The sequence below is a fragment of the Marinobacter sp. DSM 26671 genome, assembly GCF_900112835.1.
In the GTDB taxonomy this organism is placed as follows: Bacteria; Pseudomonadota; Gammaproteobacteria; order Pseudomonadales; family Oleiphilaceae; genus Marinobacter; species Marinobacter flavimaris.
Genome location: NZ_FONF01000010.1, coordinates 1 through 24,990, shown reverse-complemented (window position 1 = coordinate 24,990; position 24,990 = coordinate 1). Strand labels below are relative to the sequence as shown.

Here is a 24,990-nt window from a genome sequence, read left to right as displayed (position 1 = left end):
GACGTCGATCCGGTTAAATGATCACACGGGATTCAGGCGATTTTCTGAAAGCCTCCCGGTGCCGAGCTGACCAGCCCCTGCAACTCCAGAAGCAACAGGGACTGCATAAGCTGATTGGCAGGAAGGCCGGTTGCTGAACTCAGTGCATCGGTTGACTGTGGATCATACCCTAAAGCCTCAAACACCGCGATTTCACGGCCGTCGAGGCCGGCCAGCGGGCCCTTGCCTCCGGGCTTCGGCTCCGGGGTGCCAGCCGCTTCGTTTGCCAGCGGCGGGGACCACCAGGCACCAAGCTCCTCCAGGATATCCTCCACCGTTTCCACCAGGCGGGCACCCTGTTTGATCAGGTGATGACACCCCCGGGCAACAGGGCTGTGCACCGAGCCGGGAATGGCGAATACTTCCCGCCCCTGCTCCAGCGCCATCCTCGCGGTAATCAGGGAGCCACTGCGCAGGCCCGCCTCGACCACCAGCACGCCACGGCTCAGGCCACTTATAATCCGGTTGCGTTGGGGAAAGTGCGCGGCTCTTGCCGGCGTGCCAGGAGGATACTCGGAAATCATCAGTCCGTCGGCAACGACTCGCTCACCCAGGCGGCGATGCTGGTGAGGGTAGACGCGGTCGAGGCCACAGCCAATCACCGCGACGGTGGGATACCCCGCATCCAGTGCCCCCGCATGGGCAGCGCCATCGACCCCCAGCGCCAGACCGCTGGTCACCATCAGATCGCGGGCGCTCAGTTCGGCGGCAAAACGCCGGGCATGATCCAGACCGGCGGGCGTAGCCTTGCGGCTACCGATGATACCGATCTGGTCCCGTGCCAGGAGCTCCGTATCACCTCGGGTGAAGAGCACTAGGGGCGCGTCGTGAATGTGCCGGAGCTGCTCGGGGTAGTGGGTATCTTCCCAGGTCAGAATACCGACGGCATGCTTCTGGCAATCGTGCAGGATGGTCCGCACCTCACGAATCGCCGGATGCGCATCATCCTGCTTTTGCCAGGCCTGGATTGCGGCCATGGCGTCTGCAGTCATGCCCACGGCCCGCAGGGTAGCAGCATTCATGGAAAGCATTTGGGGCAAGTCAGGAAATTCAGTCAGCAGTTCACGCCGGCGGGTACGGCCGAGGCCGGGCAGGCAAGTCAGGAACAGCCATTGGGCTGTGGCAGAGGAAAACACGGCATCATCCTTGAAACAGCGAGGCCGGACCTTCCTGGTCCGGCCATTGCGTCTATCGGTAGTCAGTCAATCAGGGGTTGGTAACCTTGTCACCCACCGTCAACACGCGGCTGGCCTGCAGCACCAGACCGTAGCTCATTTTTTCGTAGGCCTGGAACACCATCAACAACCCGGCACGCTCGGAGGGCAGCTCGATGGTTTCTCCGGTCACCGGATCGCGAACCAGGTTGCCGCTTTTCAGTACGGCCATCACGTTGCCAGCTTCCAGACCTTCCCGGGTGCCACGGTTTATGGCAACCACATCAAACTGACCGATCTGGCTCACACCACCGTCAACCGAGATCATCTGCCCTTCAATATCCTGGTCGGGAGCACTGGGCACGAAGCTGGTGGTCAGACGGCGGTCTTCACTCACCATCAGTCGGTCGCCAATTCGAACTTCTTCGCTGGAGCTGGTCAGGTTTACGGTCAACACATCGCCGTTTTCCCGGGCGACATCACCACGGGCAATACTGCGCGCCTCAAGACCGAGGAACTCGCCAGTATCCGGATCCCGGAATTCCTTGCTGCGACGGAATACACCCACCTTGTCTGCAGGCTTTTCCCCGCGGGCATAGAGCTTGTCGCCGGCACCGGTGATAATCCGGCCGTCTTCACCTTCGAGAACATACGGAGCACCGTTGATCTCTTCCGGGCTGACAATACGGGTGTCCGTCAGGAAACTGCCAATGGCATCAAGCGGGATCGCCGGGATGGGCGTATCGATGGGCTCGGAACGTACCTTGGGCGACAGCTTTACGACATCGTTGCTGGCAACCTTCGTAATACGGGGCTTGCCATCAATATAAACCAGGGCAAGGCGATCACCGGGATAAATCAGGTGAGGGTTGGCGACCTGCGGGTTTACATGCCATATTTCCGGCCAGTACCAGGGGTTGTTCAGAAAACGGGCCGAAATGTCCCAGAGGGTGTCACCCTTAACTACGGTGTAACGCTCGGGATGATCGGACCGCAGCTCCGGTGCAGCATGAGCCCAGGAGGTTATAAGCAGCGTAGTTGCTGCCAGAGCGTACAGCAGTTTCCTCATTGTGTAAGTCCTTGATCGCGTGCCTTGATTCTTTGCATTCTGTTGGGATGCAGTCAGTTACCTGCAGCTTATTACGTTGTTATTCCAGTTACTATAGAAGAAGTCTCGCAAATTGTGATGTTATCTTTTGTTCTTCCAGTAAATTCTATCCCGCCGTTGAAAGATTTTAACTATTAACTGATCAGTTTGTACTCAATCGACGAATTGTTGGATAATGGTCGTATAAACGTTGATAACCCCTCCAGCCGTTGAAAGCTGGGGCCTTGCCCCGATAATAGTAGAGGCAAGGTGAAAATTTGCGCAGTACGCTGTCGCATTTCGGAGATCAGTTTCACACTGTTACAAAGAGCAGCAAAGTCAAAAGAGGCGCCGGTATTATTCTGCGGGCGTCCCGACACACAGGCGAAAAGACTGACCTATGATATTAGAGATTCTCGAATACCCGGATCCCCGTCTGCGCACCATTGCCAAGCCGGTAGAAGAGGTGACAGACGCCGACCGCAAGCTGATCGACGACATGTTCGAGACCATGTACGATGCGCCCGGCATTGGCCTTGCGGCCACCCAGGTGAATGTGCACAAACAGATCATCGTTATGGATCTGTCCGAGGACAAGAGCGAGCCGCGGGTGTTCATCAATCCCGAGGTGGAAGTGCTGGACGGTGAACGGGAAGCCATGCAGGAAGGCTGCCTGTCGGTACCCGGATTCTACGAAGATGTCGAAAGGATCGAACACTGCATGATCCGGGCGATGGACCGGGATGGAAAACCGTTCGAACTGGAAGCGAAAGGCCTGTTGGCCGTCTGTATCCAGCACGAGATGGATCACCTGAACGGCAAACTGTTCGTTGACTATCTCAGCTCGCTCAAGCGGACTCGCATTCGCAAGAAGCTGGAAAAGCTGCATAAGAAGAGTGCCTGATCAGGCTGCAGGCGAGCCAAAACCAGACACTATTCCGGACCGGGTCATGACCCGGTCTTTTCGTATTACAACGGAACAGAGATCAAAACACCGTGCGACTTGTTTTTGCTGGCACCCCGGATTTCGCGGCAACCGCGCTCAAAGCACTGATTGCCGCCGGCCACACCATCGTTGGCGTTTATTCCCAGCCGGACCGGCCCGCCGGTCGCGGCCGAAAGCTGCAGCCCAGCCCGGTCAAGCAGGTGGCGCTGGACCACGGGATCCCGGTCTTCCAGCCCGAAACACTGAAAACGCCCGACGCCCAGAAGCAGTTGGCCGATCTGAATCCGGACGTGATGATTGTCGCGGCCTACGGTCTGATCCTGCCGAAGGCGGTTCTGGACATTCCAACCCACGGCTGCCTGAACATCCACGCCTCTCTGCTGCCACGCTGGCGCGGCGCCGCACCTATTCAGCGGGCCATAGCGGCAGGCGATGCGGAAACCGGCATCACCATCATGCAGATGGACGAGGGCCTGGATACCGGCGCCATGCTGTTGAAATCCCTGACCACCATCGAGGACAACGACACCGGCGGCAGTCTCCATGACCGCCTGGCTGAACTCGGAGGCCAGGCCATCATCAAGGCCCTGGAGCTTCTTCAGAAGGGCGAACTCACCGGGGAATTCCAGAACGACCAGCTGGCCTGCTACGCCAGCAAACTGAGCAAGACTGAAGGCCATATTGACTGGGCCGCAGATGCCATAGCGATTGAACGGCTGGTTCGCGCCTTTAACCCCTGGCCCGGAACCTACACCGATCTGGGTGACCAACGCATCCGGATTCACGAAGCCCATGCCCTGGTTACCGCCAGCGACGCTTTCCCCGGCACCGTAGTACAACGGGACCGGGACGGGATCGACATTGCCTGCGGCAACGGCACCCTGCGCATCACCCGTCTCCAGCTGCCGGGCTCCCGCGCCCAGAGCGTGAACGACCTGATCAATGGCGGCAAGGAACTGCTCATGCCCGGCCAGGAGCTGCGCTGAGATGGGCGACCGACAACACCCCATGCGCGCCATCGCCGCGGGTGTGATGCTTTCCGTGGAGAATGGCCAGTCCCTGTCCCAGTGCCTGCCGCCCGCACTCAACCGCCTGCCCGCCAATGAACGCCCGGTTCTCCAGGCGCTCTGTTACGGCACCTGCCGCTGGTTTTACCGCCTGGACGGCGAGCTTAACAGCCGGCTGAAAAAACCTCTGCGCAAGCCCGACCGCATCATCCATCACCTGATGCTGGTTGCCCTGTTCCAGTTGCGCTTCAGCCAACAGGCCAATTACGCCGTTCTCAATGAAACCGTTGAAGCCAGTCGCGCCCTGGACAAACCCCATCTGACCGGGCTGGTGAATGGTGTCCTCAGGGCCGCGGAGCGGGAAGGCGCACAAGAACCGGCAGACGATGCCGCCAGGTTCAGCCACCCGGTGTGGATGGTGGAAAAGCTCCGCCACAACTGGCCGGAAGACTGGCAGCACATTCTCGACGCCAACAATGCCCAGGCCCCCATGACCCTGCGGGTAAATGCCCTCCGTTTTGCCCGGGATGAGTATCTTGGCCTGCTGGCTGAGGCCGGCATCGAGGCAAAGGCAACGCGCTTCGCACCCCACGGCATTCAACTGGCCACTCCGGTTCCAGTCGACCGGCTGCCCTGGTTCGCCGATGGCGCTGTCAGCGTGCAGGATGAGGCCGCACAATTGTGTACCACCCTGATGGACCTGGCGCCTGGCCAGAGGGTCCTGGATGCTTGTGCCGCTCCCGGCGGCAAAACCTGCGCGATTCTGGAGGGCTGTGGCAAGTTGGCAGAAGTGGTCGCCATCGACGAATCCGCTGATCGCCTGCCCAGGGTTCAGGAGAATCTGGACCGACTTGATCTCAACGCCACCCTGAAACAGGCGGATGCGGCTGCGACCGACCAATGGTGGGACGGCGAGGCATTCGATCGCATTCTGCTGGACGTGCCCTGCAGCGCCAGCGGCGTGATTCGCCGCCACCCTGATATCAAGTTATTGCGCCGTGAATCGGACATTACCCCCCTGGCGGCCATACAACTCGGGTTGCTGGACGCAATGTGGGCTATCCTGAAACCCGGAGGCCGGCTGGTGTATGCCACCTGCTCGGTGTTCCCGCAGGAAAACCACCGTATAATTCAGCGGTTTTGCAAGCAGCAGACCGATGCCATTCTCGTTGAGCCGGAGGCTCAATGGGGACGCGATATGGGTGCGGGGCGGCAACTGCTCCCGGATCCGGACAGCCATGACGGCTTCTTCTACGCCGTGCTGGAGAAACCCGAACCATGAAAATCCTGATTCTCGGTGCCGGCCAGGTCGGCGGTACCCTTGCCGAAAACCTTGCCAACGAAGCCAACGACATCACCATCATCGACAGCGATGGTGCCCGATTGCGCGAATTGCAGGACCGGCTCGACATCCGCACCGTTCAGGGCGCGGCGTCCTATCCCACGGCACTGCGACAGGCCGGAGCCGAAGACGCCGACATGCTGATTGCCGTCACCAACAGTGACGAAACCAATATGGTCGCCTGCCAGGTGGCCAAACTGCTGTACAAGACCCCGACCACCATATGCCGGGTACGAGCCAACGCCTATCTGGCGAAATCCGAACTTTTCTACCAGCGCGACCAGACCAAGGACCTCGACAGCCTGCGGGGCTTTCCCATTGATGTTCTGATCAGCCCCGAACACCTGGTGACCAAACACATCACCCGACTGATCGAGAACCCCGGCGCCCTCCAGGTACTGGAGTTTTCCAAGGGCCTGACCCGCCTTGTGGCCATCCGTGCCACCAAGGGTGGCCCGCTGGTGGGCCATGAGCTGTCTTACCTGCGCACCCACATGCCCAAGATCGATACCCGGGTGGCGGCCATCTTCCGCAAAGACCGGGCGATCATGCCCGAGGGCAACACGGTGATTGAAGACGGGGACGAGGTGTTCTTCATTGCCGCCGGCGACCACATCAAGTCGGTGATGAGCGAACTCCAACCCCTGGTCAAACCCTACAAGCGCATCTTCATCTGCGGGGGCGGCAATATCGGTCAGCGGCTTGCCCATACCCTCGAGAACCGGTACCAGGTCAAACTGCTGGAGCGGGACCACGAGCGCTGCGTCATGCTCTCGGAGAACCTGCGTAAGACCGTGGTTCTGGAGGGTAACGCCGCCAACAAGGATATCCTGCTGGAAGAGAACATCGAGAGTACCGATGTGTTCTGCGCAGTGACCAACGATGATGAAGCCAACATCATGGCGTCGCTTCTGGCCAAGCGCCTGGGCGCCCGCAAGGTCCTGACCCTGATCAACAATCCGGACTACGTGGATCTGATTCAGGGGGGCGACATCGACGTGGCCATCTCGCCCCAGCAGACCACCATTGGCAGCCTTCTGACCCACGTTCGCCGGGGTGATGTTGTGAACGTTCACTCACTGCGCAGGGGCGCAGCGGAGGCAATCGAAGCGATTGCCCACGGGGATCACAGGTCTTCGAAAGTGGTCGGTAAACGGCTTGATGAAATCAACCTGCCAGAAGGCACCACCATCGGCGCCATCGTGCGCCGCAACGAAGTTCTGATCGCCCACGATCACCTCCGGATCCAGCCGGACGACCACGTAATCCTGTTCCTGGTGGACAAAACCCGCATCCGGGATGTGGAAAAACTGTTCCAGGTGGGTCTCACCTTCTTCTGACTTAGAAATACACAGCCAGCACGCGTATAATGCGCCTTTCTTTTTTCGGAGCGCCCCGAAGGACAACCGGGGCGCCACACACAGACTGATCAGCAGGCAACCGTCGTGACAGACAAGGCAACGAAACAGACAACTCCGGATATCGGGACCTTCCAGGGCCTTATCCTGGCTCTGCAGAATTTCTGGGCGCAGCATGGCTGCGTGGTCCTCCAGCCACTGGACATGGAAGTGGGTGCCGGCACGTTCCACCCGGCCACCTTCCTGCGTGCCATCGGGCCGGAAACCTGGAACGCCGCCTACGTTCAGCCCAGCCGCCGTCCTACCGACGGCCGTTACGGTGAGAACCCGAACCGCCTGCAGCATTACTACCAGTTCCAGGTGGTTCTGAAGCCATCACCGGACAACATCCAGGAACTGTACCTGGATTCCCTGCGGGCGCTGGGGCTGGACCCGCTGGTTCACGACATCCGGTTTGTGGAAGACAACTGGGAGTCCCCGACGCTGGGCGCCTGGGGTCTGGGCTGGGAAATCTGGCTGAACGGCATGGAAGTGACCCAGTTCACCTACTTCCAGCAGGTTGGCGGCCTGGAATGCTTCCCGGTGACCGGCGAACTGACCTACGGGCTTGAGCGGATCGCCATGTACCTGCAGGGCGTCGACAGCGTGTACGACCTGGTCTGGACCGAGGGACCGGACGGTGTGGTCACCTACGGTGACGTGTTTCACCAACAGGAAGTGGAGATGTCCACCTACAACTTCGAGCACGCTGACACCGAGTTCCTGTTTCATAGCTTTGATGTTCACGAGCGGGAGAGCGCACGGCTGATCGAAGCCGGCCTGGCCCTGCCAGCCTATGAACAGGTTCTCAAGGCCTCCCATACTTTTAACCTGCTGGACGCCCGCCACGCCATCTCGGTTACCGAGCGTCAGCGCTTCATCCTGAGGGTTCGCACCCTGGCCCGTGCCGTCGCCCAGGCGTACTTCAACAGCCGTCGCTCGCTTGGCTTCCCGCTCGCCCCCGAGGCGTTGCGCAAGGAAGTCCTTGCCGCCGCTGAGGCCGCCGACGACAAGGCGAAAAGCAAGAAGGGCAAGAAAGCGAAGAAGGCACAGCAGGAACAGGGGAACGCATAACCATGGCAACACAGGATTTTCTGGTCGAACTGGGCACCGAAGAGCTGCCCCCCAAGGCCCTCAAGCCGCTGTCTGACGCCTTCACCCAGGGCATTGCCCGGGGCCTGGAAGAAGCGGGCATCGAATTCGGCAAGGTTGAAGCCTTTGCCGCTCCGCGCCGCCTGGCCGTGCGGATCCGGGATCTGGCTGACTCCCAGCCGGACAAGTCGGTTGAAAAACGTGGCCCTGCCGTCAAGGCGGCATTCGACGACGCTGGCAATCCGACCCGCGCGCTGACCGGCTTTGCCACCTCTCTGGGCGTAACCCCGGACCAGCTCGACACCCTGGAAACCGACAAGGGTGCCTGGGTGGTCTACCGCACGGTCGAGCAGGGCAAGCCCACCGTAGAGCTGATGCCAGAATTGGTGGAGCAATCCCTGGCCGGCCTGCCGATTCCCAAGCGCATGCGCTGGGGTGGCCACCGTACCGAGTTCGTGCGTCCGGTCCACTGGGTAGTAATGTTGTTCGGCAACAAGGTGATCGAGGCGCCCATCATGGGCCTGACTCCGGGCAACAAGACCCGCGGTCACCGCTTCCATTGCCCGAAATCCCTGATCGTACCTACGCCGGGTGATTACGAAGTCGTCCTCAAGCAGGAAGGCTATGTGATTGCCGATTTCGCCGAGCGCCGGGAACAGATTCGCGCCGGCGTCACCGAGCTGGCCGAGAAGGAAGCCGGTGGCAAGGCCGTCATCGATGAGGACCTGCTGGACGAAGTCACCGCGCTCAACGAGTGGCCAGTGCCGTTGATGGGCCGATTCGAGGAACGGTTCCTTGAGGTTCCAGCGGAGGCCCTGATTTCCTCTATGAAGGAACACCAGAAGTACTTCCACGTGGTGGCCGCCGACGGGGAAATGCTGCCGCTGTTCATCACCGTGGCAAACATCGAAAGCAAGGACCCGTCACAGGTTGTTTCCGGTAACGAGAAAGTGATCCGGCCCCGGCTCTCCGATGCCGCGTTCTTCTACGAGACCGACCGGAAGACCAAACTCGAGGATCGCATCGACGCCCTCAAGCCCATCGTGTTCCAGGAAAAACTGGGCAGTATCTACGACAAGTCTGTGCGCGTTGCCGCACTGGCCAAGAAAATCGCCGACGCCATCGGCAGTGATCCGGCCCTCGCCGAGCGCGCCGCCATGCTGGCGAAGACCGACCTGGTCACCGAAATGGTCCTGGAGTTCACCGACCTGCAGGGCATCATGGGCCAATACTACGCCGCCAATGACGGCGAACCGGAAGACGTGGCCAAGGCACTGAACGAACAGTACATGCCCCGTTTCGCTGGCGACGATTTGCCAACAACCCTGACCGGCTGTGCCATCGCCATCGCGGACCGTCTGGACTCCCTGGTGGGCCTGTTCGGCATCAACCAGCCGCCATCCGGCACACGGGACCCGTTCGCCCTGCGCCGGGCCTCCCTCGGGGTGCTGCGCATTATCATCGAGCGCGAACTGCCGCTGGACCTGCAAACCTGCTGCGAGTGGGCCGAAGAGAACTTCACCGTGCTGACCGAGCAGAACACCGCCAGCACCGTGGTGGACTATATGCTGGAGCGCTTCCGTGCCCACTACGACGAGCAGGGCATTGGCGCCGAGGTCTACCTGGCCGTTCACGCCCGCCGTCCGACCCGCCCGCTGGATTTCGACCGCCGGGTAAAAGCGGTGGAAGCCTTCCGGCAGCTGCCCGAAGCGCAGGCCCTGGCCGGCGCCAATAAGCGGGTTTCTAACATCCTGACCAAACAGGGTGGCGACAGCATCGGCGAAACGGTCGACGCCAGCCTGCTGCAGGACAGCGCCGAAAAGGCCCTCGCCGAGCAGGTCGACCAACAGGCCGCGAAGGTTCTGCCGCTGTTCGAGAACGGCGACTACGCCAGTGCCCTGAGTTCCCTGGCCAGCCTGCGTGCACCGGTGGACAACTTCTTTGATGAAGTGATGGTCATGGCCGACGACGAGGCGGTAAGGAACAACCGGCTGGCGTTGCTGAACCGCCTGCGCAACCTGTTCCTGCGCGTTGCGGATATCTCCCTGCTGCCCACAGCAGGCTGAGACCGGACCAAGGGGCACGCGCACAGCGATGTTGATCATTCTCGACCGGGACGGGGTCATCAACGAGTACGATGGCAACTACATCTGCTCGGCGGATGAATGGCACCCCATTCCCGGCAGCGTTGAGGCGGTGGCCCGGCTCTGTATTGCCGGCCATCGCATTGCCATCGCCACTAACCAGTCAGGCATCGGCCGCGGCTACTACGACACCGATGAGCTGGATGCCATGCACGAGAAGCTCGAGCAGCTGGTGGAAGCCCAGGGTGGCTGCATCGACTTCATTGCCTACTGCCCCCACCACCCCGACGACCAGTGCTGCTGCCGCAAGCCACTCACCGGCTTGCTGGAGCAGATCCGCGAGCATTTTCATCTCGCCAGCCTTGAAGGGGTCATCATGGTGGGAGACAGCCGCAAGGACCTGGAAGCCGGCCACGCCGAAGGGTGTCGTCCGGTACTGGTGAGAACCGGTAATGGACTGGACACCGAACGCCATCTGGACGCCAGACCCATACCCGGCGCCGATGTCAGTATCTACGATAATCTCAGCAAATTTACGGATGCCCTTTTATCCGCCGAGGGCTGGTAAAACCAAAGCGAATCCGTATAATACCGGCCGTTGATCGGCGTGTGGCGCAGCTTGGTAGCGCACTTCGTTCGGGACGAAGGGGTCGCAGGTTCGAATCCTGCCACGCCGACCAAATATCCCTCAAAAATCAGATGGTTAAAAGTCCGACTCTTTAGCCTCGACCGCAAAGAAACTGACCAGCCACCGTATTGCCACCAAAATTGGAAATTCTCATACCAGCCAGAGTCCGTTCCAATTTTTGTATACGTTAGACCAAAAGCCAACCTGCACTACTCAAGTAATAATTGACTTTGGGCCCAAGAGCGTCTAAAGATGGTTGCAAGACATGCTTGTCTTATGCATTGACGCAACAAAAGCTAATAGATACAATCCTACGCCAATTTTTAATCAGCCAAACGCTGGAGGCACGTCATGTTCTGGCAGCATCGCCAAGACGAGTGCGCAAAAAAAGATCGGAACAAAGCACTGGTAGCACAATACTCTCGTGGTAATGTAAGCCTACAAAACCAGCGTTTTGTAACTGAGAAGGAAAAGAGTGAGCGCAGGAAACGAGTCCTCGGTTTCAAATTCGCATAACTCGAACCAAGTCAGTTTGAGAAAAGGCTGGTAAGTTGACCAGCCTTTTTTGTCTCTACGAAAGAAGAACATACTTGTGACGGAACACGGGAAAGAAGCGCAATCACCTCAGGATCCCCAGGTCCATACCCGCCATACCCCGCTAATAGTCGAAGAAAATGCGGGTACTTTTTGGTCATTAGTAGCTGAATTCCGGCAAGCTGAAAATCTCCTGAAGACAGCTGAGTGGGACGACCTTCGGCTAGACATTCCAACCATCAATGAGCTCCGCTACGCCGGCTTTCACCTGATAAACGCTCTTGAAACCACAGATCTCCATGCTCAGCTTCAAGAATTCAACAAGGGCGTTCGACATTGCAGACGCGCTAGTTACGACGCAATCGAGCTCGGCTTGATTAATGAACTCGAACAAGTCATCGATTTCGAGCGAGACTATAGTTTGGTTCCAGTAACAAATGCTCTTCCGGATTACGTTGAACTTATGGAGCGCGTAGAGGGGATTAAGGAGAAGCTCGGTCAAAACGAAAAAGCTCCTGATCGCGAGGCCTATTATGAAGACGCCGAGTCTCATCTTAAGGAGCTTAAGCAGATCAATCGGAAGCTCAAAGTTGCCAGGACAGAACTAAATAAACACCTGGCAGGAGAGAGAACGAAAACCAGAAGGTGGAAAGCCGCTTTCTCTGTAGCTCTAATCGGTGTCATTCTCACTACTCTTGGGTTCATCTCGAATTGGCCTGAGACTTCTGCCAATGGGCAAAGGGACCAACAACAAGAGATCGGAAAGCAAAACCCCGATCCTCAAGCAAACTCTTCAAACGAAAAACAAGCTAACGTCTCAAATCGGGACGATAACCAACCGGCTCCCAGCAGCGAATAATAGACTGTTTTAACTTCATCGCTTCCAGGCTGACTTTCCCCCGCTACAAACTTGTTAGGTCAATTCACCTCGAAAGAGATCCTGAGAACGCTATTTTTCATATTCGTTAGCGAGAATTTTTTATCTTACGAGCTTCGACCTTCTGCACTACGCGTCATCGGTTTCGCGATTTTTAGTAAGTCTGCTAATGTTTGGTCTTTGCTGTAATGGAGGGATACAGTGGATTTCGAAATGGAGCACTCATCTCACAACTTCGGCTTTCTAGCCGAGCACGATCCTCTCTTTGTAGATCTCGCCGAATCAGCAGAACGAGTCTTTTCAAGCGACCCCAACACCACACTAATCAAACTCCGCCAATTGGGCGAGGCGCTGGCACAGCATCTTGCTGCCCTTTCTGGCATTGTCTTCGATGAACAAACCAGCCAGTCCGATCTGCTCTATCGTCTGAATCGCGAACTTCGCCTGGAGCCTCAGGTTAAAGAGCTTTTCCATACCCTACGCATAGAGGGCAACAAGGCGACCCACCAATTCCGTACCCGTCATAAAGAAGCGATGGATGGTCTGAAGCTGGCTAGGGAGCTGGCGATCTGGTTTCACAGATCTTTCGGGAAAAAAGGTGCGGACTTCAAGCCCGGTCCTTTTGTTCCACCATCCGACCCCAGTAGCGAACTGCGACTACTCCAGACAGATATTGAGAAGCTGCGCCATGAGCTTCATCAAGCAAACATGGAGCTGGGTAGCAGCCAGCAACTGACAGAGTTAGTTGAAAAAGAGAAGGCGGAGTATGAAGCCCTGGCCCACGCTATGGACGAGGAATCGCGGGCCCTGGCGGACCAGGCACGCGAACACGAGCAAGCCCTCGACAAACAGCAGCAAGACTACGAACAAAAAATTAAAGCTCTTCAGGATCAGTTGACGCAGCAGGGCGAAAAATCCGTTAACGAACAACGCCAGCAAGTGGCCAAGCAGACCAAAGCCGCCAGCGCTGCACTGGTCTTGAACGAAGAACTCACCCGGATACTGATCGACCAGCAGCTGGCGGAGGCCGGCTGGGAAGCTGACAGCCAGGAAATCACGTACCAAAAAGGCGCAAGGCCCGAGAAAGGGGTGAATCGGGCGATTGCAGAGTGGCCTACCGAAATCCAGGGCAGTAAGGGGCGCGCAGACTACGTCCTTTTCGCAGGCCTGACACCAATTGCCGTGGTGGAAGCCAAAAAGGAAAACACCAATGTCTCAGGCAAAATCCGGCAAGCCGAACGCTATAGCAAAGGCTTCAAGGTTGAGATGCCTTTAGTCGGAGCCTGGGAGCTGACAGGTCGGACCATCGCTTGGCCCGCCGATGAGGAAGGCCACTACATGTTGCCTTTTGTTTACTCCTGCAATGGCAGGCCCTTCATACCGCAACTGGCCGAACAGTCTGGCACCTGGTTCCGGGACGTTAGAGAATCCAGCAACACAAAGCGAGCTCTGCCGGGTTTCCACACTCCAGGAGGCTTGCTGGATCTATTGGAGCGCGATAAGGAAAACGCCGAGAAGCTCCTGAAGCATGAGCCCTTCGGTTACCTGAAATTGCGGGATTACCAACAGAAAGCGATCACGGCTACCGAAAATGCGCTTGCCCAGGGTATTAGGTCAGGCCTACTAGCCATGGCGACCGGAACCGGCAAGACGCGAACTATCATCGGTCTGATGTACCGCTTCCTGAAAACCGAACGCTTCCGCAGAATTCTCTTCCTCGTCGACCGCACTGCTCTTGGCCAGCAGGCCATCGACGCATTCAACGAAGCGCCACTGGAGCAGAATCAAACTCTGAGCAAGATCTACAACGTTGCAGAACTCGGCGACATGGCGGCAGAGGCTGAAACACGGGTACAGGTCGCGACCGTTCAGGCCATGGTCAAACGCATATTCATGAGTGACGAGCCGCCTCCCATCGATCAGTTCGACTGCATCATTATCGACGAAGCCCACAGAGGCTATACGCTGGATCAGGAGATGACGGAAGGCGAGTTGGCCACCCGGGACAGCAGCCAGTACATCTCCAGCTATCGTCGGGTTCTGGATTATTTCGATGCGGTCAAAATCGGGCTGACGGCGACCCCTGCCAAACACACCAGCGAAATTTTTGGCAAGCCGGTGTACACCTACTCATACCGCGAGGCGGTCGCGGACGACTGGCTGATCGACCACGAACCACCAATCCGTTACGAGACACTCCTAACACAGAACGGGATCCAGTTTGAGAAAGGGAAACCGGTTGAAGTCATCAACACTCAAACCGGTGAAATCGATACGACCGAACTTGAGGATGAGCTAACCTTCGAGGTCGACACCTTCAACCGCCGAGTCATCAACGAAAACTTCAACCGCGTGATCTGCGAGCAACTGGTTCAGGAACTCGATCCGTTCGGCGACGAGAAAACCATGATTTTCTGTGCGACTGACCTGCACGCCGATATGGTGAAGCGACTGCTCGATGACGCTTTCAAGGATCTTTATAACGGCGACTATAATCAGGCCGCCGTTGCCAAGATCACCGGTCAAAGCGACAAGGTAGGACAGCTAATACGACGCTACAAGAACGAGCGTTACCCAAGTATCGCCGTCACCGTAGATCTGCTCACGACCGGCATCGATGTCCCCCGCATCTGCAATCTTGTGTTTATGCGCAGAGTGCGTTCTCGAATCCTGTATGAGCAGATGATTGGTCGCGCTACCCGTCGCTGCGACGAGATCGGCAAAACCGTGTTCCGCATCTATGATCCGGTGGACATCTATGCGGCTCTTCAAGATGTGAACACCATGAAGCCTCTGGTGAGAGACCCAAACATTACCTTGGAGCAACTGGTAGACGAACTCACCGACGAGCACCAGCTAGAAACCGCCATGAACAACCCCGGCGAGCAGGAAGGCGAAACCCAAGCAGATGTAGTACTCAGCCAGTTGAGCCAGAAATTGATGCGTGTGCTGCGCAAAGCGGAAAATAAGGCAGAAAAAAAACCAGCGCTGAAGCAGAAACTGGACGAGCTCGAACAGCTCTGGGGCGTGGAACCAAAATCTTTGCATCAATATCTACACAAACTAGGTCCACGCCAGGCGTCTGAATTCATTCGCGAACACAGCGGACTAGTCGATCAACTGACCGAAGTGAAATCACTGGCTGGCAGTGAGTACATGCCCGTGATCTCCGAACACGAAGACGAAATAAGGGAACGAACCCAAAGTTATGGTATCCACGATCGTCCGGAGGACTATCTGGACAGCTTCAATCAGTTTATCCGGGAGCAACTCAACCAATCTGTTGCACTATCTGTAGTCGTCAACAAGCCCAGAGACCTTACCCGTGAGCAGCTTCGCGAGGTTAAATTGCTGTTGGACAACCATGGATATTCCGAAGCAAAGCTGCAAAGCGCTGTACGTAACCAAACCAGCAAGGACATCGCCGCCAGCATCATTGGCCATATCCGGCGGGCGGCGCTTGGTGAGCCACTAAAACCCTTCGAACAGCGTGTGGCGGAAGCAATGGATCGAATTTACTCCCAACATCCGTGGACACCGGCTCAGCGCAAATGGCTGGATCGCCTCGCCAAGCAATTGACCCATGAAGTGATTATCGACCGCGAGACCGTCAATCAATTACCCGCGTTCCAGGGTGGAGCCAAGCAGCTCGATAAGATATTGGGAGACCAGCTGGATGATGTACTGGAGGAGCTCGGAGATGCGATGTGGCCGGAGCAGAGTGCATGACGGCGCAAGCCTCAATCATAGCAATTGCCGAGAAGATTACCGCGACCAGTGAAGAAAACCGTGCTTTCTTAACAGGTCCCTCACAATGTGCAAAGATTTCGGTTTTTTCTATACATAGACGAATTGAAACACCTCCAAAGGACCAATAGTGACCAACAACGATATCGTCCAGAAACTCTGGAACCTATGTGACGTCCTGCGCGACGATGGCATCAATTACTCGGATTACGTGACTGAACTGGTACTACTGCTCTTCATCAAGATGGTGCACGAGAACACGGAGGCCGGCACACTGAAGAGACATCCCCTGCCCGAGGGGTGTCGCTGGACAGATCTGAACAACAAGTCAGGCATCACTCTGCTGGACGACTACAAACGGATTCTCCTCAGTCTGTCCACCGGCAAGGACGGCGAGGGCAACTTGATCCATGACGACCCGCTGATCAGCGCCATCTATTCAGACGCTCAAACCCGCCTGCGTGAGCCACGCCACCTGGAACAGATGATTAAGGCTCTGGATCAGATTGATTGGTTCAGCGCCCAGAAAGACGGTCTCGGGGATCTCTACGAGGGCCTCTTGGAGAAGAACGCCAATGAAACTAAGTCGGGTGCAGGTCAGTATTTCACGCCGAGGGCTCTAATCAATACCATGGTGCGTTGTCTGAAACCGCAGCCTGGCGAAGCCATTCAGGACCCATCAGCTGGCACGGCGGGCTTCCTGATTGCGGCCGATCAATACATCAAAGACCAGACAGATGATCTGTTCGACCTCAACGCCCAGCAGCAAGCGTTTCAACGCAACCGAGCCTTTGTTGGAATCGAACTTGTACCCGGAACGCGGCGCCTAGCGCTGATGAACTGCCTGCTACATGGTATGGAAGGCGACGAGGAGGGCGTGGTACACCTTGGGAACGCCCTGGGCCAGACCGGCGCCAGGCTGGAAAAGGCCGATGTGATCCTCGCCAACCCGCCCTTCGGTACCAGCAAAGGCGGCGACGCCAGCATCACCCGGGACGACCTCACCTACAAAACCAGCAACAAACAGCTGGCCTTTTTGCAGCACATCTACCGTAACCTCAAGCCCGGTGGACGCGCCGCCGTGGTACTGCCAGACAACGTCCTGTTCGAAGCTGGCGTCGGCACCGACGTGCGCCGGGACATGATGCACAAGTGCAACCTGCACACCATCCTGCGCCTGCCCACAGGCATCTTCTACGCCCAGGGCGTGAAAACCAACGTGCTGTTCTTCACCAAAGGTAGCGCGGCAGACAAGCACCAGGAAGAGAACTGCACCGAATACGTCTGGGTCTACGATCTGCGCACCAACATGCCCAGCTTCGGCAAACGTACTCCCTTTGGCGACCAGCACCTGAAGCCGTTTGAAAGCGTGTATGGCGAAAGTGCCAACGGCGACAGCGAACGCAAAGAAGGCGAATACAGCTTCCATTCCGAAGCCATTGAGCTGCCCGAGCACAGCGACGAGAACGAAGGCGTCGACGCACGCCTAGCCCACAGCCGCTGGCGCAGCTTCAGTCGCCAATGGATTGCAGAGCACAAAGGCGACTCGCTGGATATTTCGTGGCTGAAAGACAATGAGAGTTTGGATGCCGCCAGTCTGCCGGAGCCGAGTGTGTTGGCCGGTGAGGCGATGGGTGAACTGGTGCAGGCGCTGGGTGAGCTGGATGCGTTGATGCGGGAATTGGGGGCTGAGGAGGAGGCTGATGGAGCGAGAGTGCTGTTAGGAGAAGTGATGGGTGAGGTTAAGTAATGGCTCAGCTCAAATTGCCCCATGAATGGCTTCAAATTCATCTTGGCGATGTCGTTTCCTACGGCAAAACCCAGAAATGCGAGCTCTCAGATGTCACTAATGACACCTGGGTTTTGGAGCTGGAAGATGTCGAGAAAGAAAGTTCCCGAATAATCAGCCGGAAGACGGCCAAAGAAAGACCATTTAAAAGTACGAAAAACCGTTTTGACAAGGGGAATGTTCTATATGGCAAGCTGCGCCCCTACCTCAACAAAGTGGTTGTTGCCGATACTAACGGAGTTTGCACCACAGAGATCGTCCCGCTGGATTCCGAGCCATTCGTCCTCAACCGATACATGTTTCATTGGCTTAGAACCCGCGATTTCTTGAATTACGTCAACGCAGTCAGTTACGGCGTAAATATGCCTCGGCTTGGGACTAAGGATGGAGTGGCTGCACCATTCGTTCTGGCCCCCCTCGCCGAACAAAAAGTCATCGCCGACAAACTCGACACTCTGCTGGCCCAGGTGGAAAACACCAAAGCCCGCCTCGAACTCATCCCGCACCTCCTCAAACGCTTCCGCCAGTCCGTGTTGGCGGCGGCGGTGAGTGGGCGGTTGACGGAGGAGTGGCGGAACCGAGCTTGTTTGCCGGCATGGGAGGTAACAGTCGTAGATAACGTAATTGGAAACATTGATCAGGGGTGGAGCCCAAAATGCCACAATGAGCCTACGACTGATGAGAGCTGGGCGATTATAAAGACCTCATCAGTTCTCCCGATGACCTTTGCTGAGAATGAAAATAAAAAACTTCCGGAAAGCCTGGATGTAAAGCCAAATTTACGTGTGTTGCCCAATGACATACTCACGACAAGAGCAGGGCCTAGATCGCGGTGTGGTATCACTTGTTACGTCAGTAGCACATCGAGGAATCTGATGATTTGCGACAAGGTGTATCGCTATAGAGTCATTGAAGGAAAAGGCAGTAGCAAATTTCTGGCGCTGCAGCTCAACAGCCCTTCTGTACTTGAGAAGATCGAAACCCTGAAGACCGGTATCTCCGAAAGTGGCATGAACCTGACTCAAAAAAAGTTTCGCCAATTAGACCTCAAGTGGCCTACCCCGGAAGAACAAGCCGAAATCGTCCGCCGAGTGGACCAACTGTTCGCCCACGCTGACCGCATCGAACAACAGGTTAACAATGCCCTGACCCGCATCAACAAACTCACACAGTCCATCCTGGCCAAAGCCTTCCGGGGCGAACTTACCGAGCAATGGCGCAATGATAACCCCGACCTGATCAGCGGGGAGAACAGTGCGAAGGCTTTGCTGGAGAGAATCAAAACTGAGCGGGCAAAACAACAACCGGCAAGACGTCGCACCAAAACTAGGAAAACGGAAACTCCGGCAACATGACTCAGGAAATAGAGCGTTCCACAACTGTTACGGTAAATTGCCCCGCCTGCTCTGCCGTCAACGAGCTAGATCAGCGACACAGGGTTGAATGCCAAAAATGCGAAAAGCCAATCACTGGTCATAAGTATGGGGCAAAGGGAGCCCTGCCAGCGGTCTTAGCTTTCACCGTCGGGTTTACTGGGTATGGTCTGGTCGATCGTAATTTCCTGGAATCCAAGCGCTACCCCATAGAACTGGAATACGCCATGGTCAATGCCTGTACAAATGGAGACCTGGGCGCGCTACCAAGGGAACTCTATGATTCCAAGCAGGAGATTTGTATTTGCGCCGTTGGGAAAACCGTTGAAGCTCTGCCATACGGAGAAATTGAAGAAAGGAAATCCGAGATTAAAGGCCTTCTCAAAAATAGTGTCTATGAATGCTGGTGAAGCGGGGGCGTAGAAGCCCCCGCGTGCGAACGAGCTTAATCAGCGAGATGGCCGATTGTTGCCACGCCCTTTACCAGATTTATTGCCAGTGGTGCTTGGACCATTAGGTGGACGTTGACCGTTAGAAGCCGTATTCCTCGATGCAGCGGATTGTGCTTTCGCTGCGAAAGAGCCTTTGGGAGTGGTTCCACCATGTCGTTTTGAGGTTGCGCTCTGAATACGTGCAGCAGCGGCCGGCGACATCGGGGTTTTTGCCTTTTTCATGGTATTTCTCCATTGATGATTGGTTTGTGTCCCCGCTGGGACACTTAAAAGATACATAGGGGGTCGGGGACAAATGGGGACCGAGAGGACACTAGAGCTTCAAAAGATTATCGAGTCACTTATCGCGAGGGCCGGCTGGTCCCGCAAGTCGCTTGCCAGGCAACTCCACTGGGAACTGAATGACACGGACAATGAGGAAGACTTGAAGCGTTTCGAGGAACGTCTGAAGAAGGAACTGACCCGGCCCACGACGAAACCTGAACTGCTAGAGCACTATCTCGACGTCATTCGTCGTCTGCCAGAAATTGAAAAGGCAAATCTGGTTGTTCCTCAATACACTGCTTCAAAGCTTTTGGATCCCGAAATTGAAGGGGCGCTCTTGGATTTCTCAAAGGGTCTTACGCAGTCACTGAAGGACCGGAACAGAGACTGAAACTAGCATCTCGGCCAAGAGGCCAGCAGATACTTTCCAGACGGGAGAACCAGCGAATGAGCGATATAAAGCTTTTTCAGCTCAGTGGCGACACCGCTACCGAACTGAGTGGTAAGAGCGCACAGCTGGAGAAGGACCTTCAAAACCATATCGAGGCCAACATGGATTCGCTCATTGGCGTGCGCTTTTTGGCCAGCGAATATGGTACTGGGAAAACCCACAAAGGACGGATCGACTCACTGGGTCTGGATGAAAACGGCTGCCCCGTCATTGTGGAATACAAACGTCACAGCAACGAAAACGTGATCAACCAGGGACTGTTTTACTTGGACTGGCTTCTCGACCATCAAGCCGAGTTCAAATGGCTCGTGATGGAGAAGATTGGCAAGTCAGCCGCGGAATCGATTGAATGGGGAGGAACCCGACTAGTCTGTATCGCCTCCGACTTCAATCGCTACGACGAACACGCCGTTCAGCAGATCAATCGCAATATTGAACTGATGCGCTATCGTTACTTTGGCAACGAGCTTTTGTTACTGGAACTGGTCAATGCGCAAACCGTGAATCAGGCAGCTCCACTTACTGCGCCGGCCACCGGCAAGAAACCCCTAAAACCGAACGCCAAAGACAAGAGCCAGCAGGAGCGTCTTACAGAAGCCCCGAAACCCCTTTTAGACCTCTACGATTCTGCTTGCCAATACGTGGAGCAACTTGGAGACGAAGTCCAACGCAAAGAGTTGAAGCTCTATACCGCCTTCAAACGGATTCGGAACTTTGTTTCTATTGTCGTGCAACCAGGTAAAGACCCTCGTCTTCAGATGTACTTGAAGCTCCCTGGAAACCTCGGGGAGGAAAGCCCCTTCAGTCGGGATGTCACGCACATCGGCCACTGGGGGACCGGGAATCTGGAGGTAAATGTCCGGACCCCGGACGATTGGGAAAAAGCTCGGCCACTCGTGGACAAGGCCTACCAAGAAAGTTAAAACATGGCTCTCAAGGACCGGTGTCAGCAGACAGCAATCCGAAGATGCAGGTAACTTCGGCTGGCCCAAACAACCCTTAGCAAAACCTTAGTGTGTCGACCGACACTTCCCCGGTTGGCTAGTGGGTTCGTCGCCGGTTGATGTATTCCACCTCGTACTTGCCCCGCAACTGAGCCCCTATCGCACAATATCTGCTCCTTGGCGCGTGGCAGTTTCCGCACACCATGGTGTGATTCAGAAAACTTTCATGCGCTTCTCGCCATACGCTGGTCGATTCGGATCCCCGCGATCCCATGCAAAACCCAAACATCGTTGCGCTTTCCAAAAGTCGGTTTAAGGGCACAAAAGGATCAACAATGGGATGCCCATCCAATTGCATCTGCCTCACATAGGCAACCAACAGGGGAACAGAATAAATACCCACTGCGATTGCCTCTAAATCATCCTCTGAAAATAGTGGTCGTAACAGATCCAAATCTCCTCTGACAATCCGAGCGACCTCAACAAGTACCTCTTGTGGGTCATTCGTCCTGGAGCTTTTGGAGTTCGGCGCATACCCCGGGGAACCGGGGGTATGAAGGGTACTCTTCTGTGTTTCGGTGACTTTTTGGCTCCCCTCACTAGTTTCGGCTTGGGGGCCGGGGGGGCGTGTGCTGAACTCCCAGGCTTCGCAGCAAACTATCAACACTCATTCTGCGGCCTCCTCTATCGGGCGGATCCAGTAGAGGCGGGGAGTGTCATTACCTATCCGTATCTTTTTGGAATTTTTCCCCTTCTCACGCTCGACTATCCAACCTGCATTATCCAAGGCCTGCAGTATTCGCTTGAGATCAAAACCGCTCGCCGCTTCTCGAAGTCCATGACTGAAAAAAAGATAAACACGACCTCCCAGATCATCTCGCCAATAACCTGCGCGGTCTCGTATGACGGTTCCTCCGTCTGTCTCTACGCAAGATGAAAATCGAGCACTGCCATGGCGTGCAATGAAATCCCTTACAGCCACCAGTATCTGACTATCTTCGTTCTGGCCGAACCCACGGTTATCTCGCCAGCTGGTGAACGCCTCGAGGGCCGCTTTAAATGCATCACCTTGACTCCATAGCGTCAGGCCATAATCGATCGCCAGCTCTCCAGCCACTCCTAGTAGCGCAAACGTTCCTGCTGCTCGCGACTCAAGCCCATCTCTGCCGGCGAACTCAGGGGCCTCTAATACCTCTGCGTAGCGTTCTTTCAAATCACGATTATCTTCGAGGAACGCTTCGACAAAAGCGGGGCCGATGAGTCCATAGCACCGACCGGTCGCCCGTTTGAGGTAGTCAGCAAAAGCTCTTGGAGTTCCATGGCCATGCAGGTGATCGAATAAACCAAACCGACGAGAGGTCGCCGGTATATCCAGCAATCGAGCCTGCTGCCCGGCTTTGGCTTTTTGATTGGCTTCGCCCATGTGCGCCGCCAACGAGCGCTCGCCACTGGACAGCAATAAGACGCGCCAGCGCTGGGATTCTCTGGCACCCCCTGTTCTACTCGCCCTTTGCTTACCATGGCCGTTAGCCAGAGCGTAAACCACCGCACCAATTTCTTTTGGATTGCTCTCGCTAATCTCATCTAGGGGGAGAAGTGTGTCATTACGCGCGGCAGCTGTGGCTTCAAGCCCGTTCCCGGTGGCCCTCCATGTCAGCACATAGCCGGGACTACCCCATACACTTGCCGCAACCTGCAACGCTGTTGTCTTGCCCTTGGAGGAGTCACCCAGTAGGTGTAAGCCGGCTCCGCCGGATTCCCTTTGCGCAACCGTTCGCAACAGAGGCGCTGCCAGCGAACAGGAGACGGCAAGGATCAACAAAGGATTGCCAGAGCAGTATGCAGAGATGCTTTCTCTCCATTCGCTCAGACTTCCTTGCCGGGTGTAGGCATCGTGTGCAGCGTGTTCGGATTGGAAGCAATACTTATGATTTCCTATCGTTTTCCCGGGTAACACAAAAGCCGTGTTATCGCGCGTCCATCCGGTCCGAGTAGCCGCAACAATCCTGTGCTTGGGGTACTGCTCCATCATCCACTCTATCAATAGCCGCTGCGCTCTCGGATTGATTCGAACCCCGTTGTCGAGCAACTCCCCACGCAGCTCCTCACCGGACCCCTTAAGCATTACTAGCGGCGCGGCCCATCGTTTCCAGGTGCCTCTAGAATCACAGAACCGCAACATCAAACCGTGCCCACTTCCAAGCTCATCAGATGTTTCTGCCTCGGCGTGGATTGGCGAGCTGATCCAAATGTCTACCTCCTCCGGAGCCGCATCACCTTTGGTTGGTTTGTAGCCGTGCCAGTAGAGCCCAGGCTTCTTGCGAGAGCCCTTCAGTGCAAACCAATCATCATGGGTTTTGAAGCAGGGCCGGTCTATTTCCGGCTCCAACACGTTGGTCGGCGGCTGCACCATGGGTGAGACCGGCTCGATGATCTGCTGACCCGAAAAGGGGGCCGTTCCCTCTCTATCCCCGCGAATTGGAGGCTGGGGAACGCCTAAGTTAGCGTTTCCATTGACCGTCCCCTCCATCCCCTCTGTTACCTTATGAACGAGGTGCCTATCTTTCATTTGATCCTCCCTGACCAATTAATCAGATCGTTGTAGTCAGAAAGATAGGTAGGCGCATCCGAGGGCCAGGAGGGCAGGGCATATTCGGCGCCGGCAGCAATTGCCGCTTCGCGCGCCGCGGTGGCCCCAGGATTTCCGGGGGTTTCTCGGTCATCGTCTCCACAAATAATCAAATGTGCATCAGGCCAGTGATTGCGCGCACCGGTCGCTACGGCTTTCAGGTTTCCCGCATCCACGGCTGCTAAAACCAGAGCATCAGGGGATAAATCAGCCAGAGTACAGCCGGTGGCCCAGCCTTCGCAGATCAAGATCTGAGATGGCGTTTGGGGTACACATACTGGAATGAAATGGCCCTGTTTTGCTCCTCTGGGCAAGAGCTTTTTGGTGCCGTTGGCATGAATGAACTGCAAGCTCTTCAGCCTTCCATCGAAGTCCCTCACATCCAGAATTAACGAGTTCCCAGACTGGCGCGCGCGGGCAGGTGAAATTTGCTTTCGCACAAGGTACGGGTGAGTTTCTTCGGCTGATTCAGCGGAGTTCCAAATCTTAGAAGCGGTAGCAGCAGCGCTGCCTTGCTCGGCTTGTCGTTCTGCCTTTCGCTCCTCCCGGGCACGGTGCATCTTTTCATCTAATGCAGCTCGCTCAGACTTTGAGAGAAAAGCGGAATACCCAGAACTCCATGTGACTCGAGCGTTCGTGGACCAATCACCGGCCACGACCACGTTCGGCACCTCTCCTTCAAAAAACGCAATCAGGTAGCCATTTTTTTTACGGCGCTTGTTAGCGGTTGGGAATCGGATGAGCTGACAATCAGCTATTTGATTCAGCAAGGCGTTGGGATCGGCCGGAATAATTCCAGCGCGCTCGAGCGTTGCAAATAGTGAACGAATGACCTCATGGTGCGTATTCCAGACCAAAGTTGCCACTGATTCCAGACGAAGCCTGCCACCCATTCCACGCGAAAGCTGCCACTGATTCCACGGCAAAGCTGCCACCCCGGCAGGCTGCCTGACTTCCCCATCAAAACGTTCGACGCGGGATAACTAACGGTACTCTGACCCTTTTCATCCGGAGAGGGTCAGATGCCAGCGAAGAGGTTATCCATGCGTAAGATCAAAGAAGTCCTTCGCCTCAAGTGGGAGCGAGGGCTGAGCAACCGTCAGGTTGCGGCGGCCTGCGGTATCAGCCGTCCCACCGTGAGCGAATACCTGCGC

General features: G+C 56.2%; 20 protein-coding genes and 1 tRNA gene. 16 read left to right on the top strand and 5 right to left on the bottom strand.

The window, feature by feature from the left end; all coding sequences use genetic code 11:
• Positions 1-32: 32 nt before the first annotated feature.
• Both dprA and BM035_RS12475 read right to left on the bottom strand, forming a co-directional pair.
• Positions 33-1,175, bottom strand: a complete 1,143-nt coding sequence (gene dprA / locus BM035_RS12480; protein WP_092032188.1) for a DNA-processing protein DprA — start codon at positions 1,173-1,175, stop codon at positions 33-35.
• A 70-nt stretch (positions 1,176-1,245) separates the two neighbouring features.
• Entirely contained in the window at positions 1,246-2,262 is a 1,017-nt protein-coding gene (locus tag BM035_RS12475) for a LysM peptidoglycan-binding domain-containing protein (protein ID WP_014578875.1), read from the bottom strand.
• 418 nt (positions 2,263-2,680) lie between these two features.
• Here BM035_RS12475 and def point away from each other — a divergent pair, with 418 nt between their 5' ends.
• The 13 genes from def to BM035_RS12410 all read left to right on the top strand — a co-directional run bounded on the left by def (position 2,681) and on the right by BM035_RS12410 (position 19,506).
• Entirely contained in the window at positions 2,681-3,184 is a 504-nt protein-coding gene (def, locus tag BM035_RS12470) for a peptide deformylase (protein ID WP_053113430.1), read from the top strand.
• A gap of 92 nt (positions 3,185-3,276) precedes the next feature.
• The gene (gene fmt / locus BM035_RS12465) at positions 3,277-4,212 is read left to right on the top strand and encodes a methionyl-tRNA formyltransferase (RefSeq protein WP_092032186.1); all 936 of its coding nucleotides are present in this window, start codon (positions 3,277-3,279) and stop codon (positions 4,210-4,212) included.
• Position 4,213: 1 nt separating this feature from the next.
• On the top strand, positions 4,214-5,515 hold the full coding sequence (gene rsmB, locus BM035_RS12460) for a 16S rRNA (cytosine(967)-C(5))-methyltransferase RsmB (protein ID WP_092032183.1): 1,302 nt from the start codon (positions 4,214-4,216) through the stop codon (positions 5,513-5,515).
• Complete coding sequence (gene trkA / locus BM035_RS12455) at positions 5,512-6,915, top strand: Trk system potassium transporter TrkA (protein WP_008176663.1); 1,404 nt, start codon at positions 5,512-5,514, stop codon at positions 6,913-6,915. Before rsmB ends, trkA begins: the two co-directional genes overlap by 4 nt.
• Before the next feature lie 105 nt (positions 6,916-7,020).
• The gene (glyQ, locus tag BM035_RS12450; protein WP_092032180.1) at positions 7,021-8,046 is read left to right on the top strand and encodes a glycine--tRNA ligase subunit alpha; all 1,026 of its coding nucleotides are present in this window, start codon (positions 7,021-7,023) and stop codon (positions 8,044-8,046) included.
• A gap of 2 nt (positions 8,047-8,048) precedes the next feature.
• On the top strand, positions 8,049-10,130 hold the full coding sequence (gene glyS, locus BM035_RS12445) for a glycine--tRNA ligase subunit beta (RefSeq protein ID WP_092032176.1): 2,082 nt from the start codon (positions 8,049-8,051) through the stop codon (positions 10,128-10,130).
• A gap of 28 nt (positions 10,131-10,158) precedes the next feature.
• Positions 10,159-10,716 (top strand): D-glycero-beta-D-manno-heptose 1,7-bisphosphate 7-phosphatase, encoded by a 558-nt coding sequence (gmhB, locus tag BM035_RS12440; RefSeq protein ID WP_014578870.1) that lies wholly within the window; start codon positions 10,159-10,161, stop codon positions 10,714-10,716.
• Between the two features lie 35 nt (positions 10,717-10,751).
• A tRNA-Pro gene (locus BM035_RS12435) sits at positions 10,752-10,828 on the top strand.
• 540 nt (positions 10,829-11,368) lie between these two features.
• Positions 11,369-12,169, top strand: a complete 801-nt coding sequence (locus BM035_RS12430) for a hypothetical protein (RefSeq protein ID WP_092032173.1) — start codon at positions 11,369-11,371, stop codon at positions 12,167-12,169.
• A gap of 231 nt (positions 12,170-12,400) precedes the next feature.
• The gene (gene hsdR, locus BM035_RS12425) at positions 12,401-15,916 is read left to right on the top strand and encodes a type I restriction-modification system endonuclease (protein ID WP_092032354.1); all 3,516 of its coding nucleotides are present in this window, start codon (positions 12,401-12,403) and stop codon (positions 15,914-15,916) included.
• A gap of 148 nt (positions 15,917-16,064) precedes the next feature.
• Positions 16,065-17,684, top strand: coding sequence for a class I SAM-dependent DNA methyltransferase (locus BM035_RS12420; protein ID WP_092032170.1), 1,620 nt, complete (start codon positions 16,065-16,067; stop codon positions 17,682-17,684).
• Positions 17,684-19,078, top strand: coding sequence for a restriction endonuclease subunit S (locus BM035_RS12415; protein ID WP_092032167.1), 1,395 nt, complete (start codon positions 17,684-17,686; stop codon positions 19,076-19,078). Before BM035_RS12420 ends, BM035_RS12415 begins: the two co-directional genes overlap by 1 nt.
• Complete coding sequence (locus tag BM035_RS12410; protein ID WP_092032164.1) at positions 19,075-19,506, top strand: hypothetical protein; 432 nt, start codon at positions 19,075-19,077, stop codon at positions 19,504-19,506. The genes BM035_RS12415 and BM035_RS12410 overlap by 4 nt, the downstream gene beginning before the upstream one ends.
• A gap of 39 nt (positions 19,507-19,545) precedes the next feature.
• On the opposite strand, the gene BM035_RS23195 is transcribed toward BM035_RS12410, so the two are convergent.
• Positions 19,546-19,749: a hypothetical protein gene (locus tag BM035_RS23195; RefSeq protein WP_368073266.1), complete on the bottom strand. Its 204-nt coding sequence runs from the start codon at positions 19,747-19,749 to the stop codon at positions 19,546-19,548.
• A 223-nt stretch (positions 19,750-19,972) separates the two neighbouring features.
• Here BM035_RS23195 and BM035_RS22795 point away from each other — a divergent pair, with 223 nt between their 5' ends.
• Complete coding sequence (locus BM035_RS22795; protein WP_217646350.1) at positions 19,973-20,203, top strand: hypothetical protein; 231 nt, start codon at positions 19,973-19,975, stop codon at positions 20,201-20,203.
• 56 nt (positions 20,204-20,259) lie between these two features.
• Positions 20,260-21,186 (top strand): DUF5655 domain-containing protein, encoded by a 927-nt coding sequence (locus BM035_RS12395; protein ID WP_092032157.1) that lies wholly within the window; start codon positions 20,260-20,262, stop codon positions 21,184-21,186.
• A 688-nt stretch (positions 21,187-21,874) separates the two neighbouring features.
• Here the strand turns inward: BM035_RS12395 and BM035_RS12390 are convergent.
• A complete protein-coding gene (locus BM035_RS12390) occupies positions 21,875-23,776 on the bottom strand; it encodes a DUF927 domain-containing protein (RefSeq protein WP_092032156.1) in 1,902 nt (633 codons plus the stop codon).
• Entirely contained in the window at positions 23,773-24,762 is a 990-nt protein-coding gene (locus tag BM035_RS12385) for a toprim domain-containing protein (protein WP_092032153.1), read from the bottom strand. The genes BM035_RS12390 and BM035_RS12385 overlap by 4 nt, the downstream gene beginning before the upstream one ends.
• Positions 24,763-24,858: 96 nt before the next feature.
• Here BM035_RS12385 and BM035_RS12375 point away from each other — a divergent pair.
• A partial coding sequence (locus BM035_RS12375) for a helix-turn-helix domain-containing protein (protein WP_139216039.1) occupies positions 24,859-24,990 on the top strand: 132 nt, incomplete at its 3' end.